Source organism: Bacillus sp. UMB0893 (genome assembly GCF_002858905.1).
In the GTDB taxonomy this organism is placed as follows: Bacteria; Bacillota; Bacilli; order Bacillales; family Bacillaceae; genus Bacillus_P.
Genome location: NZ_PKLB01000003.1, coordinates 355,889 through 372,683 on the forward strand (window position 1 = coordinate 355,889; position 16,795 = coordinate 372,683).

General features: G+C 40.1%; 18 protein-coding genes and 2 other annotated features. Of the genes, 2 read left to right on the forward strand and 16 right to left on the reverse strand.

Translation table 11 applies throughout. From position 1 onward, the window contains the following. Window position 1: 1 nt before the first annotated feature. The 4 genes from pheT to CYJ36_RS09680 all read right to left on the reverse strand — a co-directional run bounded on the left by pheT (window position 2) and on the right by CYJ36_RS09680 (window position 4,980). On the reverse strand, window positions 2-2,416 hold the full coding sequence (pheT, locus tag CYJ36_RS09665; RefSeq protein ID WP_101567052.1) for a phenylalanine--tRNA ligase subunit beta: 2,415 nt from the start codon (window positions 2,414-2,416) through the stop codon (window positions 2-4). A gap of 14 nt (window positions 2,417-2,430) precedes the next feature. Continuing rightward, complete coding sequence (pheS, locus tag CYJ36_RS09670) at window positions 2,431-3,465, reverse strand: phenylalanine--tRNA ligase subunit alpha (protein ID WP_101567053.1); 1,035 nt, start codon at window positions 3,463-3,465, stop codon at window positions 2,431-2,433. Window positions 3,466-3,527: 62 nt separating this feature from the next. Next, window positions 3,528-3,771: a binding site (T-box leader), on the reverse strand. Between the two features lie 39 nt (window positions 3,772-3,810). Next, window positions 3,811-4,116, reverse strand: a complete 306-nt coding sequence (locus tag CYJ36_RS24050) for a hypothetical protein (protein ID WP_219621080.1) — start codon at window positions 4,114-4,116, stop codon at window positions 3,811-3,813. 105 nt (window positions 4,117-4,221) lie between these two features. Further along, entirely contained in the window at window positions 4,222-4,980 is a 759-nt protein-coding gene (locus CYJ36_RS09680) for a TrmH family RNA methyltransferase (protein WP_101567055.1), read from the reverse strand. Window positions 4,981-5,139: 159 nt separating this feature from the next. Between CYJ36_RS09680 and sspI the strand changes: the two genes are divergently transcribed. Continuing rightward, window positions 5,140-5,352, forward strand: coding sequence for a small acid-soluble spore protein SspI (gene sspI / locus CYJ36_RS09685; RefSeq protein ID WP_101567056.1), 213 nt, complete (start codon window positions 5,140-5,142; stop codon window positions 5,350-5,352). Between the two features lie 29 nt (window positions 5,353-5,381). On the opposite strand, the gene CYJ36_RS09690 is transcribed toward sspI, so the two are convergent. Then, a complete protein-coding gene (locus CYJ36_RS09690) occupies window positions 5,382-6,467 on the reverse strand; it encodes a M42 family metallopeptidase (protein ID WP_101567057.1) in 1,086 nt (361 codons plus the stop codon). Between the two features lie 61 nt (window positions 6,468-6,528). Further along, window positions 6,529-7,017, reverse strand: coding sequence for a dUTP diphosphatase (locus CYJ36_RS09695; protein WP_101567058.1), 489 nt, complete (start codon window positions 7,015-7,017; stop codon window positions 6,529-6,531). 137 nt (window positions 7,018-7,154) lie between these two features. Here CYJ36_RS09695 and CYJ36_RS09700 point away from each other — a divergent pair, with 137 nt between their 5' ends. Next, window positions 7,155-7,550 (forward strand): sigma-w pathway protein ysdB, encoded by a 396-nt coding sequence (locus tag CYJ36_RS09700; RefSeq protein ID WP_101567059.1) that lies wholly within the window; start codon window positions 7,155-7,157, stop codon window positions 7,548-7,550. Between the two features lie 7 nt (window positions 7,551-7,557). Here CYJ36_RS09700 and CYJ36_RS09705 read toward each other — a convergent pair whose 3' ends face one another. From CYJ36_RS09705 to nrdR, 10 genes are all read right to left on the reverse strand, one after another. After that, window positions 7,558-8,148, reverse strand: a complete 591-nt coding sequence (locus tag CYJ36_RS09705; protein ID WP_224768223.1) for a TVP38/TMEM64 family protein — start codon at window positions 8,146-8,148, stop codon at window positions 7,558-7,560. A gap of 73 nt (window positions 8,149-8,221) precedes the next feature. Then, window positions 8,222-8,497, reverse strand: a complete 276-nt coding sequence (locus CYJ36_RS09710; protein WP_101567060.1) for a DUF1294 domain-containing protein — start codon at window positions 8,495-8,497, stop codon at window positions 8,222-8,224. Window positions 8,498-8,566: 69 nt separating this feature from the next. Then, window positions 8,567-8,926 (reverse strand): 50S ribosomal protein L20, encoded by a 360-nt coding sequence (gene rplT / locus CYJ36_RS09715; RefSeq protein WP_101567061.1) that lies wholly within the window; start codon window positions 8,924-8,926, stop codon window positions 8,567-8,569. A 27-nt stretch (window positions 8,927-8,953) separates the two neighbouring features. Beyond that, window positions 8,954-9,154 (reverse strand): 50S ribosomal protein L35, encoded by a 201-nt coding sequence (gene rpmI, locus CYJ36_RS09720; protein WP_101567062.1) that lies wholly within the window; start codon window positions 9,152-9,154, stop codon window positions 8,954-8,956. A gap of 21 nt (window positions 9,155-9,175) precedes the next feature. After that, window positions 9,176-9,694, reverse strand: a complete 519-nt coding sequence (gene infC, locus CYJ36_RS09725; RefSeq protein WP_180850219.1) for a translation initiation factor IF-3 — start codon at window positions 9,692-9,694, stop codon at window positions 9,176-9,178. A gap of 59 nt (window positions 9,695-9,753) precedes the next feature. Then, window positions 9,754-9,881 (reverse strand) — a sequence feature (ribosomal protein L20 leader region). 133 nt (window positions 9,882-10,014) lie between these two features. Then, a complete protein-coding gene (gene thrS, locus CYJ36_RS09730) occupies window positions 10,015-11,946 on the reverse strand; it encodes a threonine--tRNA ligase (protein WP_101567064.1) in 1,932 nt (643 codons plus the stop codon). 332 nt (window positions 11,947-12,278) lie between these two features. Continuing rightward, a complete protein-coding gene (gene ytxC, locus CYJ36_RS09735; protein ID WP_101567065.1) occupies window positions 12,279-13,118 on the reverse strand; it encodes a putative sporulation protein YtxC in 840 nt (279 codons plus the stop codon). A 665-nt stretch (window positions 13,119-13,783) separates the two neighbouring features. After that, window positions 13,784-14,719: a primosomal protein DnaI gene (gene dnaI / locus CYJ36_RS09740; protein WP_101567066.1), complete on the reverse strand. Its 936-nt coding sequence runs from the start codon at window positions 14,717-14,719 to the stop codon at window positions 13,784-13,786. A gap of 18 nt (window positions 14,720-14,737) precedes the next feature. Continuing rightward, a complete protein-coding gene (locus CYJ36_RS09745; RefSeq protein WP_101567067.1) occupies window positions 14,738-16,150 on the reverse strand; it encodes a replication initiation and membrane attachment family protein in 1,413 nt (470 codons plus the stop codon). Window positions 16,151-16,331: 181 nt separating this feature from the next. Then, window positions 16,332-16,790 carry a transcriptional regulator NrdR gene (gene nrdR / locus CYJ36_RS09750; RefSeq protein WP_101567068.1) on the reverse strand — a complete coding sequence of 153 codons (459 nt, stop codon included), beginning with the start codon at window positions 16,788-16,790 and terminating at the stop codon, window positions 16,332-16,334. Window positions 16,791-16,795 lie beyond the last annotated feature (5 nt).

The following is a 16,795-nucleotide window of genomic DNA, read 5'->3' on the forward strand; positions in this document are numbered from 1 at the left end:
ATTATCCTCTTAACACAGCTGCAAATTTTTCTTCAACTGCGCGAAGTACTTTTTCATGCGCTTTTGTTACTTCCTCATCAGTTAATGTACGTTCTGGATCGAAGTAGCGCAGAGAGAAGGCAAGAGATTTTTTGTTTTCTTCCAATTTATCGCCCTCATACAAATCGAATACAGATACTTCTTTTAAAAGCTTTCCGCCCGCTTCAGAAATCGCTTCTTTAAGATCTCCAGCAACAATTTCCCTGTCAACAACCAGTGCGATATCTCGTGTCATCGAAGGGAAACGAGGGATCACAGCGAACTTTAGTTCTTCTAAGTTCGTTTGCAAAAGCTGCTGTAAAGCAAGTTCAAACACGTAAGTCTCAGTTAAATCCATTTGTTTTTGAAGTTTCGGATGAACTTGGCCGATGAATCCGAACGTCTGGCCATTGAGCACGATTTCAGCTGTGCGTCCTGGGTGAAGACCATCTCGCTTTGCTTGCTTGTAGGTCACATGCTCTGTCAAGCCAAGTACATCAAACAATCCATCAAGAATACCTTTTACAACATAGAAATCAACAGGTTTTTTCTCTCCCTGCCATTGATTCAGATGCCATAAACCAGTAACCGCACCGCTAAGGCGTTCTTTTTCAACAGGCTGCTCTCCTGCACCATTAGAAATGAAAACTGAGCTCATTTCATAAAGGGCTACTTGATCATTTTGACGGGCAAGATTGTATTTCAGTGTTTCCAGCAAATGCGGAAGTAAGCTCAAACGAAGCACGCTGCGCTCCTCGCTCATCGGCATTGCAAGACGAGTATAATCTGATACTTCCAAAGCAAATTGTGATGCTTTTTCTTCACTCGTTAATGAATACGTAATGGCTTGGTATAGTCCAGCCCCTTCAAGATAACGGCGTGCTTTCCGGCGATTTGCCTGATATTCAGTCAATCTCCCTGGTGAAGATGCACTAACCGGGAACGTAGAGGGAATATTATCATATCCATACAGTCTAGCTACTTCTTCAATCAAATCTTCTTCAATTGTAATATCCCCGCGTCTTGTCGGTACTGTAACAGTGAATGTTCCGTTGTCTTCCTTCACTTCAAATCCAAGACGGGTAAAAATAGATTGAATTTCATTCGTTGAAATGTTCATGCCGAGCACTTTATTTATTTTATCCTCATGAATGCTCACGACAGCCGGTTCTGCTTCTAAGTAATTTACTTCTGCAGATCCATTTAAGACTTCTCCGCCAGCAAGCTCGATCATTAATTGTGCTGCACGCTCTGCAGCAGCACGGACACGATTCGGATCTACACCTTTTTCAAATCGGGCACTTGCTTCACTGCGAAGTCCATGATCTTTTGACGCTTTACGAACGGTTTGACCATTGAAATAAGCAGACTCAAGCAGGATTGATGTTGTATCAGAGTGTACTTCAGAGTTTTCTCCGCCCATAACTCCTGCAAGTGCAACAGGTTCTGTACCATTTGTAATTACAAGATGTTCAGCAGTTAAAGTTCGTTTTTGACCGTCTAATGTAATAAGCTCTTCTCCATCTTTAGCAAGACGAACAAGTATTTCTTTTGAACCTAAACGGTCATAGTCAAAAGCATGCAATGGCTGGCCATATTCAATCAATACATAGTTTGTAATATCCACGACATTGTTGTGAGGACGAATGCCTGCAGCCATTAACCTTGTTTGCAGCCATAAAGGTGATGGTGCAATTTTCACATTGCGGATCACTTTAGCCACATATAGCGGATTTTCTTCTTTTGCTTCTACTGTAAGAGAGATGACATCAGATGCCTTTTCAGAAGATTCCTCGTGTGTAAGATCAGGATATGCTACGCTTCTTCCTAAAATCGCTGCCACTTCGTGAGCGACACCAAGCATACTTAAGCAATCTGAACGGTTTGGCGTTAAACCAAGCTCAAGAATCTGATCATCACGGCTTAACTCGGCAAGTGCATCAGCACCTGGCTGAACTTCATTCGGAAAGACAAAGATTCCTTCAGAAAACTCTTTTGCAACAAGCTTAGACTCAATTCCGAGCTCTTGCAGGGAGCAAATCATGCCGTTTGATTCCTCACCGCGCAGCTTTGCTTTTTTAATTTTAAAGTTTCCAGGCAAGACGGCTCCAACAGTTGCAACCGCTACTTTTTGGCCTTTGTCCACATTTGCAGCTCCGCAAATGATTTGTACAGGTTGCTCTGCTCCAATATCGACTAAGCATTTGTTCAGCTTATCAGCATTTGGATGCTGTTCTTTTTCAAGGACATGGCCGATAACAACACCGCTCATGCCTTCATTCAGTGTTTCCACACCTTCTACTTCAATTCCGCTTCTCGTAATCTTTTCTGCAAGTTCTTCAGCTGAAATCCCGTTTAAATCAACGTAATTCTGCAGCCATTTATATGAAACAAACATCGGTAGCCCTCCTTTTATGCTCTTTTAAATTGTTTTAAGAAACGAACATCATTTGTGTAGTAGTGACGAATATCATCGATGCCGTATTTTAGCATTGCAATGCGCTCCGGTCCCATTCCAAATGCGAATCCGCTGTATTTTTTCGAATCAAATCCAGCCATTTCAAGAACATTTGGATGAACCATTCCTGCTCCTAAAATCTCAATCCAGCCTGTGCCTTTGCACACATTACAGCCATGTCCTCCGCATGCGAAGCATGAAACATCAATCTCAACTGAAGGCTCTGTAAATGGGAAGAAGCTTGGGCGCAAACGAATTTCACGGTCTTCGCCAAACATTTTCTTCGCAAAAGCTTCAAGTGTTCCTTTTAAATCACTCATGCTGATGTTTTCATCAATGACTAAGCCCTCAATTTGTGTAAACTGATGGGAATGTGTCGCATCATCGTTGTCGCGGCGGTATACTTTTCCTGGACAAATGATTTTAACTGGTCCTTGCCCTTTATATTTTTGCATCGTTCTTGCCTGTACAGGGGATGTATGGGTACGAAGCAAAGTTTCTTCTGTAATGTAGAATGAATCCTGCATATCACGAGCCGGATGTCCTTTTGGAAGATTCAATGCTTCAAAGTTATAATAATCTGTTTCAACTTCGGGTCCTTCTTCAACTGAGTAGCCCATCCCAAGGAAAAGATCTTCAATTTCTTCAATAACAGCAGTAATCGGATGATGATTTCCTGTGCGGACTGGTCGTCCAGGCAGGGTAACATCAATCGTTTCAGCAGCTAATTTTTCTTCAACAGCCGCTTCCTCAAGTCCTTCTTGTTTTGCTGCAATGCTAGTCGCAATGCTTTCCCGCACTTCGTTTGCAAGTGCCCCCATTAACGGACGCTCTTCTGCAGAAAGTTTCCCCATTCCGCGCAGTGCTTCTGTAATCGGTCCTTTTTTACCTAAGTATGAGACGCGAATCTCATTCAAGCTTTTTAAATCATTTGCAGCGCTGATTTTTTCAAGTGCTTCTAATTGAAGCTGTTTTAACTGCTCCTGCATGCTGTTTCCTCCTTTATTTCAAATGAATGCTCATTTTTTTCCAAAATAAAAAACCCGCCCAAAAAAGGGACGAGTTGAATATCGCGGTACCACCCTTGTTAACAGCTAATAAAGCAATAAGCTGCTCACTTCGTTCTAAGATAACGGAATTGATCCGGAACACCTTTACATTCAATATTTGAATGGTCCTGATGCCAACTAAAGAGGTGAATTCATTTACTGCTGTCATAAAAATGCTTTCAGTCTGCGGCATTTTCTCCCTGATTGACGCTTACGTAAACTACTCTTCTCTATCACGGTTGTTAAAGTATGTAACTGTATCTTATTATAATGAAAAGATTTTGTTCATGCAACATCGAAAAGCGGAACCGACTGGTCAGACCCGACAGACAGATAAGAAATCACCCGAAAAGTCCGGTTTTGACTTTTTGGGGGATTTTGTTCTGGCCGAGGGGCTAGGAGGTGGAGCTGGACAACATCGAAAAGCGGAATCGCCCGGTTAGCTCCGACAGACAGATAAGAAATCACCCGAAAAGTCCGGTTTTGACTTTTTGGGGGATTTTGTTCTGGCCGAGGAGTTGGGCGATGGAGCTGGACAACATCGAAAAGCGGAACCGACTGGTCAGACCCGACAGACAGATAAGAAATCACCTGAAAAGTCCGGTTTTGACTTTTTGGGGGATTTTGTTCTGGCCGAGGGGCTAGGAGGTGGAGCTGGACAAAGAAAACCTCTTTTATTTTCCATATCCGTTGTATTTACTTATTTCCTAAGCAATGATACAAGAGGATCCCTGCTGCAATCCCGGCATTAAGTGATTCAGCTTTCCCATAAATCGGAATGTACAAATTCTGATTAGTCAGCTTCAGCCAATTTTCATTTACACCGCTTCCTTCATTTCCAATGAGCAAAGCGAATGATTCCTTTATTTCTGCTTTTCGGTAATCGACTCCATTTTGAAGCGATGTTCCGTAAATCGCAACATCCTGATCCTTGAGCTCGCTAATGGCCTGATCCAGCTTCCTTTTAATGATTGGAATGTGAAAGATTGATCCTTGACTTGAACGAATAACCTTTGAATTGTAGGGATCAACCGTTCCATCCCCAAGAATAATACCATCTATCCCTGCAGCATCTGCAGTCCTGATTATTGTTCCTAAATTTCCGGGATCCTGGATAGCGTCTATCAATACAGCCTTTTTCCACGAAACAATTTCTTGCTGTTCTGATTGGGCACAAACAGCCGCAGCTCCTTGAGGGGACTCGGTTTCAGAAATGGCTTTCATAATTTCATTTGTGACATATGTGATTGACAGATCATCCACATTCCAATGAGTAGGAATAGACGTTTCTTCTGAAATAATCAATTCTTTAATCACTGATTTATCCTTTAAAGCTTCTTCTACTAAATGTAATCCTTCAATTAAAAAAGTATTTGTTGTCTCTCGCTCTTTTTTTGTATGTAATTTACGCCATTGTTTTACTTTCTGATTTTGTACAGATTCAATTCGTTTCAAGTGTCTTGCTCCTTTATTTACTGCTTTTCTTTAAAAGGCGGCTACGTCTGATAAAGACGGCTCCTCATTTCTATATTATATCTTATTAAAGATACATAAAAAACACAAAATAACAAAGGATAAAGACAGGTAAATATTATAAATAATGGAGTGATTAAGATGGATTTAAATTTAAGAAATGCGATTATCTCAAATGTATCTGGTAATGATCAAAGTCAGCTGGAGGATACAATTGTTGATGCGATTCAAAACGGAGAAGAAAAAATGCTTCCTGGATTAGGTGTATTATTCGAGGTTATCTGGCAGAATTCGAACGAGGATGAAAAAACAGAAATGCTGACTATTTTAGAAGAAGGCTTAAAAAAGAAATAAATGCTGGGCAGCTGCCCAGCATTTTTTAATTAATCGAAAGTAATGGTTTTAACTGTTTCTTCGTCTAAGCGTTTAATAACTTCCGTAATTAATTTTACCGCATTTTCATAATCATCTCGATGAAGCATCGCTGCATGAGAATGAATGTATCTAGTAGCAATTGTAATGGAAAGTGCAGGAACACCATTCGCTGTCATGTGGATGGCACCTGAATCCGTGCCTCCGCCTGCAATCGCATCAAATTGGTATGGAATGCTCAGCTCATCAGCAACACCAACAACAAAGTCACGCAATCCTTTGTGAGATACCATCGATGCATCATAAAGAATGATTTGCGGACCTTCTCCCATTTTGCTTGAAGCTTCCTTCTCCGTGACTCCAGGTGTATCTCCCGCAATTCCAACATCGACTCCAAAACCAATATCAGGCTGAATGAAGTGAGCAGACGTACGCGCTCCGCGAAGCCCTACCTCTTCTTGAATGGTTCCAACACCGTATACCACGTTTGGATGATCCGTATTTTTTAATCCTTTTAAGACATCAATTGCGATAGCACAGCCGATGCGGTTGTCCCACGCTTTTGCTAACAGCATCTTTTCATTGTTCATTACCGTAAATTCAAAGTAAGGAACAATCTGATCGCCAGGTAGGACGCCGAACTCCATAGCTTCCTCACGGCTTGATGCTCCGATATCTATAAACATGTCTTTGATTTCAACTGGTTTCTTTCTTGCTTCCGGTGGAAGGATGTGCGGAGGTTTTGAACCGATGACACCTGTTACATCGCCTTTTTTCGTTACAATCGTCACACGCTGTGCAAGCATAACCTGTGACCACCATCCGCCTACAGTCTGAAAACGAAGAAATCCTTTATCATCAATTTGGGTGACCATAAAGCCCACTTCATCTAAATGGCCGGCAACCATAATTTTTGGACCGCCTTCTTTACCCGTTTTTTTGGCTATCAAACTGCCAAGGCCATCTGTTGTTACTTCGTCAGCATATGCCGTTATGTATTTCTTCATGACTTCTCTCGGCTCTCGTTCATTGCCGGGAATACCTTTTGCATCTGTTAAGTCTTTTAGCATTTGTAATGTTTCATCTAATTTCGCCATTCATTTACCCCCTTTTCATCTTCCCACTATTATACTAAACGCTGGAAAGTAAAACAAAATCTTAGTAGCCCTGTTTTTGGCGATCGTGGTTCACTTCATTTTTCAAAACATAGGCAGCCTCTACTTGTTCTCCCGAAAACCCGAGAGCTTGACCTAACATAAGGTACTGTCTGAACAGCTTAAGATAGTGATCTTCTGAGTGACTCTTTTCAAACTGTGCAATCTTTTCATAAACCTGCATAAAATGCTCAGTTAAAGTTTGTTCGCTATCGTTAGACTCATACTTAATGTTAGCTGTTATGCCAATTTCAATTCCAAGCGATAAAATAAAGTGAACGCCGTCTACATATTCCTCAAGAATGACACTAGCTTCTGCAGGCGGCTTCAAGCTCCAAAATTTAAAGCATCTTGTTTCATTTGCAAGCTCGCCTACCTCAACAAGTAAAGCTAATATCTTCTTTTCAAGCAGCGGCTCATGTTCTAGATTGTGCTGTTTTTCTATTTTCGAATCCAAGTTTTTCTGCATCTCAAATAATTTTTCTAAATTCATTGTTCACCTCTCCTTTACTCGCCAAGTGTACCATTTGCACATCCTTACTTCAAAAAAAATGAATGATTTCAAAAAAAGTTGAAACCAAATCCATGATTGATTCGTAATGTAACAAAATACGTTTGGGAGGCACTTTCATGATAGTAATCCTGTTACGATTACTTTTGCTTGCAATAATTGTCTTTGTTCTATACTCCCTTGTGAGATATGTGGTGAATCCTAAGCGAAAGCTGGAACTTGCTCTTGAACAAAAGCAATTTTTCCTGCTGGACGAACGAGACAATGTGCGTAAAAACTTCTTTTTAACGTACAAAGGTGTTTTATTCGAAGGGGAAAAATACCTCGGGACAACAGATCAGGCATTTGAGGTTGTGTCCATTTTCATGTGGACCGGCAATCCGAGTCAATTACAAGGGCTGACTCTTTCTGACTTCGAATTTATAGAAGGTAAAGTAAAGGACAGGTATCCGCATGCCGCACTGGATTGGAAAAGTCCTGTAAAAGAATTTCTATTAAAAAGCCAAAAGCCGTGACATGAGATCACGGCTTTTGCATTGTTTTAATAAAAAAATCGTTCCATTTAATGATAACTCTTCGTTCTCTCAACAAATAAACAAATAAAATCAGCAATCCTATTAACACAATAGTTGTAATTAATGAGAACTTCCCGAAATATGCGCCAAATGAAGTAAAGCAAAAGGCTGCAGGGATATGAGTCCAAAAAGAAAGCTTTGCGTAATCTTTAAAAGAAGTCGATCTATCAAGGATACATAACGATAAAATAGAAAAATTTACGAAGGGAATCATCCTGAGCACAGTAATTTGTCCTACTGAAAGTCTGGTATACTTACCAAGCCATTTTTTCTTCAAACCTGAAAACCGCTGCAAAAAGGACGGAAATTGTTTTGAGATGATATAAAAGCTTAAGCTCGCTACAGTCAGGCCAATGATCGAATAAAATGTCCCGAAATGGGTCCCGAATAAAATTCCTCCAATTATGCAAATCACAACAACAGGAATAAACAAAAACTGTCTTAATATATGCATAAAAATGAAAAAGAGCGGCGCCAGGAAACCAGTAGATTGAACGGTTGAAACGACTGCAGAAGTTGCAAGATCGATTATCCTCACCTCATTCCCGCATTTCTTTTATGGCTTATTGTGAGAAACTCGCGTACTAAAGTGTATCTATATCAAGTTTGTACTATGACATTTTATATAAAAAATAGCTGAACAATACGATGTGAACCATCATTAAAATAGGAAATCCAGCGACAAACGTTTTATGCTTTGTTTTATGGCGGAAAGCATTCATACCAACAGTCAGTCCAATTGCTCCGCCAATGAATCCAACAAGCCAAAGTGTGCTTTCTTTAATTCTCCACTTGCCCTTTTTTGCTTTATTCTTATCTGCACCCATTAAATAAAATCCATAAATATTCAGTAAAACGTAATAACTGATCAGCAATGCCACTTTCATTATCCTCTCTGAATTAAAATGAGAAAAAAGGCCATTCTCGGGACGGTGAGAATGACCTTTCAATGAATATTAGCTGTTAAGCTTTGCTTTAGCAGCGTCTGCTAATTGAGCAAATGCTGCAGTATCAGTAACTGCAAGCTCAGCAAGCATTTTGCGGTTTACTTCGATGCCGGCAAGCTTTAAGCCATGCATTAAACGGCTGTATGAAAGACCATTTAAGCGAGCAGCTGCGTTGATACGAGTAATCCAAAGCTGACGGAAATCGCGTTTTTTCTGACGGCGATCGCGGTAAGCATACATTAATGATTTCATTACTTGCTGGTTAGCAACTTTGTATAATGTATGTTTTGAACCGTAATAACCTTTAGCTAATTTAAGAACTTTTTTACGTCTTTGACGTGAGACAGTACCGCCTTTTACTCTTGGCATGTCAATTCCCTCCTATGTGAAAACGAATTATTTAATATTGTCTAATAAATGACGGATGCGTTTGAAGTCACCTTTACTTACTAATGAGCCTTTGCGAAGTTTACGTTTTGCTTTTGTAGATTTGTTAGCAAATAAATGGCTAGTGTAAGCGTGTGAACGTTTTAATTTACCTGATCCAGTCTTTTTGAAACGCTTTGCAGCGCCGCGATGAGTTTTCATTTTTGGCATAAGGTATTCCTCCTCGTATCTTTACTTTTCTACTTTAGGTGCTAGAACCAAGAACATGCTTCGTCCATCCATTTTCGGATGAGACTCAATTGTACTTAAATCTTCACAAGCTTTAGAAAAACGGTCTAATACACGTTGACCAATTTCTTTATGAGTGATTGCACGGCCTTTAAAACGGATAGAAGCTTTCACCTTATCTCCTTTTTCAAGGAACTTGCGTGCATTTTTAAGTTTTGTGTTAAAATCATGCTCATCAATCGTCGGGCTGAAGCGAACCTCTTTAATACTGATGATCTTTTGATTTTTACGTGCTTCTTTGTCTTTCTTTTGCTGCTCAAAGCGGAATTTTCCGTAGTCCATAATACGACATACAGGAGGCTTCGCGTTTGCAGCAACTAATACTAAATCAAGATTCGATCTGGCAGCAATCTCTAACGCCTCTTGGCGAGATTTAATTCCAAGCTGGTCGCCGTTTGCACCAATCAGACGAACCTCACGAGCGCGAATTCCATCGTTTACCATCATGTCTTTGCTAATAATTAGCCACCTCCAAGGATTTTTAACAGAATAGATGAATTGTTTGTGCTACACTTTCTTGAAAAAACAAAAAAGTGTGGGCGCACAAAACACCCACACTACGATTTAGTATACTAAGTATATAGTCGTAAACCTGCAGACTGCACAAATGCGTCGATCAGGTGAGAAGCGGGTGCTTCTGCTTGCAAGACAAACTTCTATTCAATTACCCTGCAAATTATATCACGAATAAATTCACGGTGTCAAGTCATGTTGGTTTATCACAACAAAATGAATTGTACCAAACATTTAAAGGAAGTGCAATACTTTTTTTCGTGAAGATTTTAACGCTTTACTTCTTTAACGATCCCAGCAATAAATTCTTGAAGGGCAATTGTTTCAGACTTTTGTTCACCATATTTACGGACGTTAACAGCTGATTCAGCTGCTTCATTGTCACCAACAACAAGCATATAAGGTGTTTTTTGGATTTGCGCCTCACGGATTTTATAGCCAATCTTTTCATCGCGTGCATCAAGTTCTACGCGGATTCCTTCTGCCTGCAGCAGTTCCTGAACTTTTTTCGCATAATCAAGATGCACAGAAGGCGATACTGGGATCACCTGCACTTGAGTTGGAGCGAGCCAAGTCGGGAAAGCTCCTTTGTATTCTTCAATTAAGAAGGCTACAAAACGTTCCATTGTGGATACTACTCCGCGGTGAATGACAACTGGGCGATGCTGTTTGCCGTCTTCCCCTACATACGTTAAATCAAAGCGTTCCGGCAATAAGAAATCAAGCTGAACAGTTGATAATGTTTCATCTTTCCCAAGCGCAGTACGAACTTGCACATCAAGCTTAGGACCGTAGAATGCCGCTTCGCCATCCGCTTCAAAATAATCAAGATCAAGCTCATCCATTGCTGACTTCAGCATACTTTGCGCTTTTTCCCACATCGCATCATCATCAAAGTATTTTTCCTTATCTTCTGGATCACGGTAAGAAAGACGGAAGGAATAATCTTTGATTCCGAAATCTTTATAAACTTCTTCAATCAATCTGACCACTCGGATAAACTCGTCTTTAATTTGATCTGGACGGACAAAGATATGTGCATCATTAAGTGTCATCGCACGAACACGCTGAAGTCCGCTCAGTGCACCTGACATTTCATACCGGTGCATCGTTCCAAGCTCTGCAACACGGATTGGCAGTTCGCGATAGCTGTGGATATCGTGCTTGTATACCATCATATGATGAGGGCAGTTCATCGGACGAAGAACAAGGTCCTCGTTATCCATTGACATCGGAGGGAACATATCATCCTGATAGTGGTCCCAATGGCCCGATGTTTTATAAAGTTCTACACTGCCTAGAACAGGAGTGTATACGTGCTGATAGCCTAAGCGCTCTTCTTTATCTACGATGTAGCGCTCAACGATGCGTCGGATCGTTGCACCTTTTGGAAGCCAGATCGGAAGCCCTTGGCCTACTTTTTGGGAAGTCGTAAATAAGCTCAGTTCTTTTCCTAATTTACGATGATCGCGTTCTTTCGCTTCTTCTAACAAACGAAGATGCTCATCCAAGTCCGCTTTTTTTATAAATGCAGTACCATATATACGCTGAAGCATTTTATTGTTGCTGTCACCGCGCCAATATGCACCCGCTACACTTAAAAGTTTAAACTCTTTTAATTTTCCAGTTGAAGGAACGTGTATTCCTCTGCAAAGGTCAAAGAAATCACCTTGTTCATAGATTGTCACCTTCTCGCCTTCTGGAATGGCATCAAGAAGTTCAAGTTTAAGGTCATCGCCAATCTCTTCATAGATCGCTTTCGCTTCTTCGCGTGTTGCCTCTTTGCGGACAACCTCGATATTTTCATTGATGATTTTCTTCATTTCTTTCTCAATTGCCGGAAGATCTTCAACCGAAATGGATTCCTCCATATCGATATCATAATAAAACCCATTTTCGATAACCGGGCCAATTCCAAGCTTCACATCTTTGTATAAACGTTTAATTGCCTGCGCCAAAACGTGTGCAGAACTATGACGGATTATCCCTAATGCATCAGGGCTGTCGAATGTCACAATCTCAATGCTTCCATCTTGTTCGATCGGTGTTTTTAAATCGATTAATTCACCATTAAATTTGCCTGCTAATGATTTTTTTCTAAGCCCAGGGCTGATGGATGCCGCAATATCTTCAGTAGTTGTGCCTGCTTGATACTCCTTTACAGCTCCGTCAGGAAATGAAATTTTTACAGCGTCTGACATCCTTGTCACTCCTTATCATTTTTTTAAAAAATAAAAAACTCGTCCCTATAGTAAGGGACGAGTGATTATTCGCCGTGGTTCCACCCTTGTTTCCATTCAGCAATGAGAGATGAATGGCTCAATAAAATCTGTAACGGGAATACCCGTCAGCAATTACTTGGCAACCTTGCCTTTCACAGCTGAAGTTTAGAGGTGGTAAGTGAATTATTCATGCCAGGAAGCTTTCAGCCTTGACTTCCCTCTCTAATGCCGTGATAACACGCTCATGTCCTCATCATAACTTATCATGTATTTACTACGTATTATAAAATCATTTCCAGGGGAAATCAAGGTTATTCACTATTTTTTTGAAGACCTGCCTTTTTTCTCGGAAAAATTTTCACACGCTCTAAAAAAATATTCTGAATGGTCTGAACCATTCCAAAGTCTGGAAAGTCTGTATATAAACAAATTTTGATTGGTGCAATTGATACGAGAGGTGCTAAAAGGGCAGAATCAATGTACATAGGATGCTTATGAAAAAATGATCTGTCGATATGCTTCCTCAGATCGTCCTGACTCAACTGAGAAAAATGTTCATTAAATACCATCAGATCTTTTTCATGCACAATATGAAGCACCTTCATTTTTGATTCCCTGTTCATGACAAAGTCTCTTAAACTTTGAATGAAAGATTGATAATCCTGCTCAAGCTTGTACTCCTCAATTGCAATTTCAACATATCTATTTAAACGCTTCACATACTGGTGAAGACGAAATTTTATAAAGGAAGGCAGGGCAAATGATAGATTTGGCTTGATAAATTCAGCTAACGCTTCATAAATTGGCGTTTCTCTTAAAGGAAGTTGATTAACTTTAGGAATTTCGTTTCGTTCTCCTTCAATGATGGACTGGGCAATATGTATTATTTGCTGCTGCTCCTCAGGCTCATGAAAATAAAATCGGTCTTTTATTATAGAGAGCATCAGGTGATATTCTTTGTACTTTAAAATATATCGGACGATCACAGGAATCAGAAGGACTTGAATCATTTCATCAAAATCAGTGCTTACAATCTGCAGTCCATGCTCCTGTATTCTCACAATCTCAGCTTTCCATTTTTTTTGTTCATGATCCAGCATGCTATGAACTGTTTCTGCTTCATACGGAGAATTGAAAAATATTTCGATCATGGTTGTCCCCCCTTTTTAGCCAATACCTGATTTCATGTATATGGCGGATAGAGGGAAATTAGAATCGGAAAATTAAAACGATGAAGTGAAAAGAAGCTATTTGGTTTAACCTAAATTTTCATTGTGGATTGTGCTATTGAGGACTTGCACGTCATGTTATTGTGATTGGCTGTACTCAAAGACCTGTATGGGCGGCTAATACAGTTCATTAACAATTTGTGCTCGGTTTACCGGGAACTGTGCTCGCTTTGCACCGGTTTCTGTCTGCTCACACGTAATTTATGCCCGCTCTGACATTTAACTCCTAATTCCAGATTCCGTTTTGCTCCCTTACCCCTTTCAGAACATCTATCCTCATCCAAACGATGAATATATCTTTTCCTAGCAAAAGAGCACTCTTTCTTAGACTGTGATCGCGATCATGCATTGGTTTGACCGCTCAAACATTGTTTCTGACCGCTTGGTTCAAATTTATGACCGTTCATTCCTGTTTATGACCGATTAACTTCGTTTGTGACCGTTCAGTCAATTACTGTCAGATTTCCATACGTTATTCTGGATTTGACCTTACTAACTCCAATCAAAATAGCTAGGAAGACATTTCAATTCATAAAAATGACAAAACCACAGTCTATAAAAAACTGTGGTTCACTAGAGGCTGCTCTTTATCTTTCTCGCCAGTTCCGTCCCTTTAATTCGTAAGAATCGGCAAGATATTTTATACGCTCCATGATTCTTGCTGACTTAACAGGTTCATCTTCTCCGCGCTGAGTCACGGATAAATGGCTCTGCAAGTCCTTCATGCTGAAGTTTGATGTGAAGAAAGTCGGCAGATTTTCAAGCATGCGGTATTGGAGGATGGATCCTAAAATGTCATCCCGAATCCAGCTTGACATCGCTTCAGCGCCTATGTCATCGAGCATAAGGACGGGAACTTTTTTCACGGCATCAATTTTGTCTTCAAGTGAATTGTCATGCAATGAACTTTTGAGCTCTCTCATAAATTCAGGGACATACACGAGCATGGAAGAGATTTTCTTCTTTGCCAGCTCATTTGCAATCGCACCAAGAATGTATGTTTTGCCGACTCCAAACGATCCGTAAAGGTACATCCCTTTTACATTTTTCCCAGGTTCATAATCATTGCTGAAGCTGAGAGCCCTATTGACAGCCTTTATCCGGCTGTCTTCTTTTATATCAATGTCTTCCATCTTTGCATTCAAAATATCACGTGGAATAAACATTGATTTTATCAAAGCCTGATGTTTTTTCCGTTCATCCTCTGCTTCTTTCATTGGACAAACCTCATATTTCAAATCAATTGTTTTCCCTTGAAGAATAAGATGAGGATGATACCCTTCGACTAAATTTTTGCACTCTGACAGGCTGGGACAATCTGCGCATCGTTTGCTTTGCCCGATGTATTCATACAATTTTATTAAGCTTCGATTAACCATCGCATCGTCTATTTCCGATCGATGCTCGTCAAGGAATTTTTGAACATCCGGATGTTTCATAATTTGCGCTTTCATCGTGCTCATCCGTTTTTGAAAATCCTTACGATTTGCTAGTCCATTTAATGTTTTATTGATTGATTCCACCTGATCACACCTCCCCTATTATTCAGACTTCTGCTCCCTGAATTGTCTTAATTTTTCTTCAAGCTGCTTTCGCTCCAGGTCAACTTCTTTTTGATCAATTTCCTGTTTCGTTTCCGGTTTTTCCAAATCATCTTTCAGCCAATCAGGCAATCGTTCTTTCCGAATCACCTTTTTGCCCGTTTTGGCCGCAGTCGTTTTCTTCTCGGCCCATTCTTGATATTGACGGTGTTCCTGTTTGGCAAGGTCCATAGCCGCTTTTACAGTTGTTACTTGTTTTCTTGCCCAATGGCTGGCAATTTTTTGTACATATGTTTTTGAAAGCTTCATATCTGTTTTTAACATAACATAATAAATCAATACATTTACTACACCAGGATGCAGCTTTTGTTTAAACATCACTTCTTCAACAATTTGCAAATCTGCAGCTGAAGGCTCAATTCCATCCGCCAGGTCCATCAAAAATTGCTTTGGCGAAATAGAATCAAGCTGTTTGATGATCATTTCCTCCTGTGAAAGTTCCTTGTTTGAAGAAGGTCCAGACTTTAAAAAAACAGGCTGAATTTTATCCGCAAGTGCAGGCAGTTTTTCACCGTGCTCAAATTGATACCAATCTCTTGCAGCCTTTCTCAGGTTCTCCACTTGGATTGTTTCATTTGCATCAATAGCATTCATGACTACATTTTTCATTTCCATTGCGTTAATGCCATATAAGTAAGAAAGCTTTTTAATGGTTTCTTTCACTTTTTTCGTAATCGATTTTTTCGGAATGACTGCATCAGACAAGCCTGCAAAAAATAAGTCAAAATCAAAAACATCGTCTGTCATCTGCGGAGATGCAGCTTCCCCTGATTGGAAAAATTCTGAGTCCTTTCTCAAATTTAGATCCTCTTCTGCTTCGTCTGCCATTCTTGACATCATTTCGCTCGGCTGCAGGGATTGAAATACCTCATTAAAAGGCCGTGTAATCTGAATCAGATCTTGCGGCAGGCTGCTGTCAGCAAAAAACTTTTTCAGCTGATTATATTTGGTTTTGCCGACGCGATTATATAAATAAATGTTTAATACACCGTCCTGAAAAAACTCCCCGGGCAATAGAGGCGGTATTAATTCGTAGATGTATAGATTTGAGTCTTCTTGTTCTTTCTGATGTGTTCTTAATAAGCCGATGCCTTCAAGCTTAATCCGCTCTTCATAAATTTCTCTTAAATTGCTTTGCATGAGCGACATTAAACCGTGATGCGTCGTTTCCTTGCTCCATAGCCGGTCCTGCTCCAGTTCCGCCCAGAGCGTCATATAAAGGCCATAGCATTTAGCACCTAAAAGCGGCTGGTAGAGCAGCGTTAAGATTTTACGGTCAAAATCCTGAAGCACACCATTCATTTTGACCAAATACCGATCCACAGGCAATAGCTGTTTCCAATGCTTGTCCATTTCGTTCCCTCTATTTCATAGGCTCTTTTCTAAGGCACTGCTGTTTTTTTATCCTTTTAATGTTGTTTATCTATGTTTAAGTTCATAATAAAATGAGGAATTTGGAAAACAGCAATCACTTTCGAAAAAAGCCATTTACTAAGTTGAAAAAAGAGCTTGAAGCGATTCCTTCATAAGCTCTTTATTTTACCTTTTTAATCAGTTCTGATAATTCCTGTATAAAAACATTAATATCCTTAAATTGACGGTAAACAGAAGCAAAACGGACGTATGCCACCTCATCAACAAGTGCCAGCCTGTCCATCACCATTTCACCGATGATTTCACTGTTCACTTCTGAAACCCCTTGATTTCTAAGTTCTTTTTCAATATCTTGAACGATTTCTTCTAATTGCGTAAGCGGGACGGGACGCTTTTCACATGCTTTAATCAAGCCCCTCAGGATTTTCTCCTTGCTGAACTCTTCTCTAACGCCTTCTTTTTTTACAACGATCAGCGGAATTTCCTCCACTTTTTCAAATGTAGTGAAGCGATATTGGCATTCTTCGCATTCGCGCCGTCTTCTGATCGACTTACCTTCATCAACAGGCCGGGAATCAAGCACCCTTGTTCCATTATGCTGACAAGAAGGACATTTCATACTAC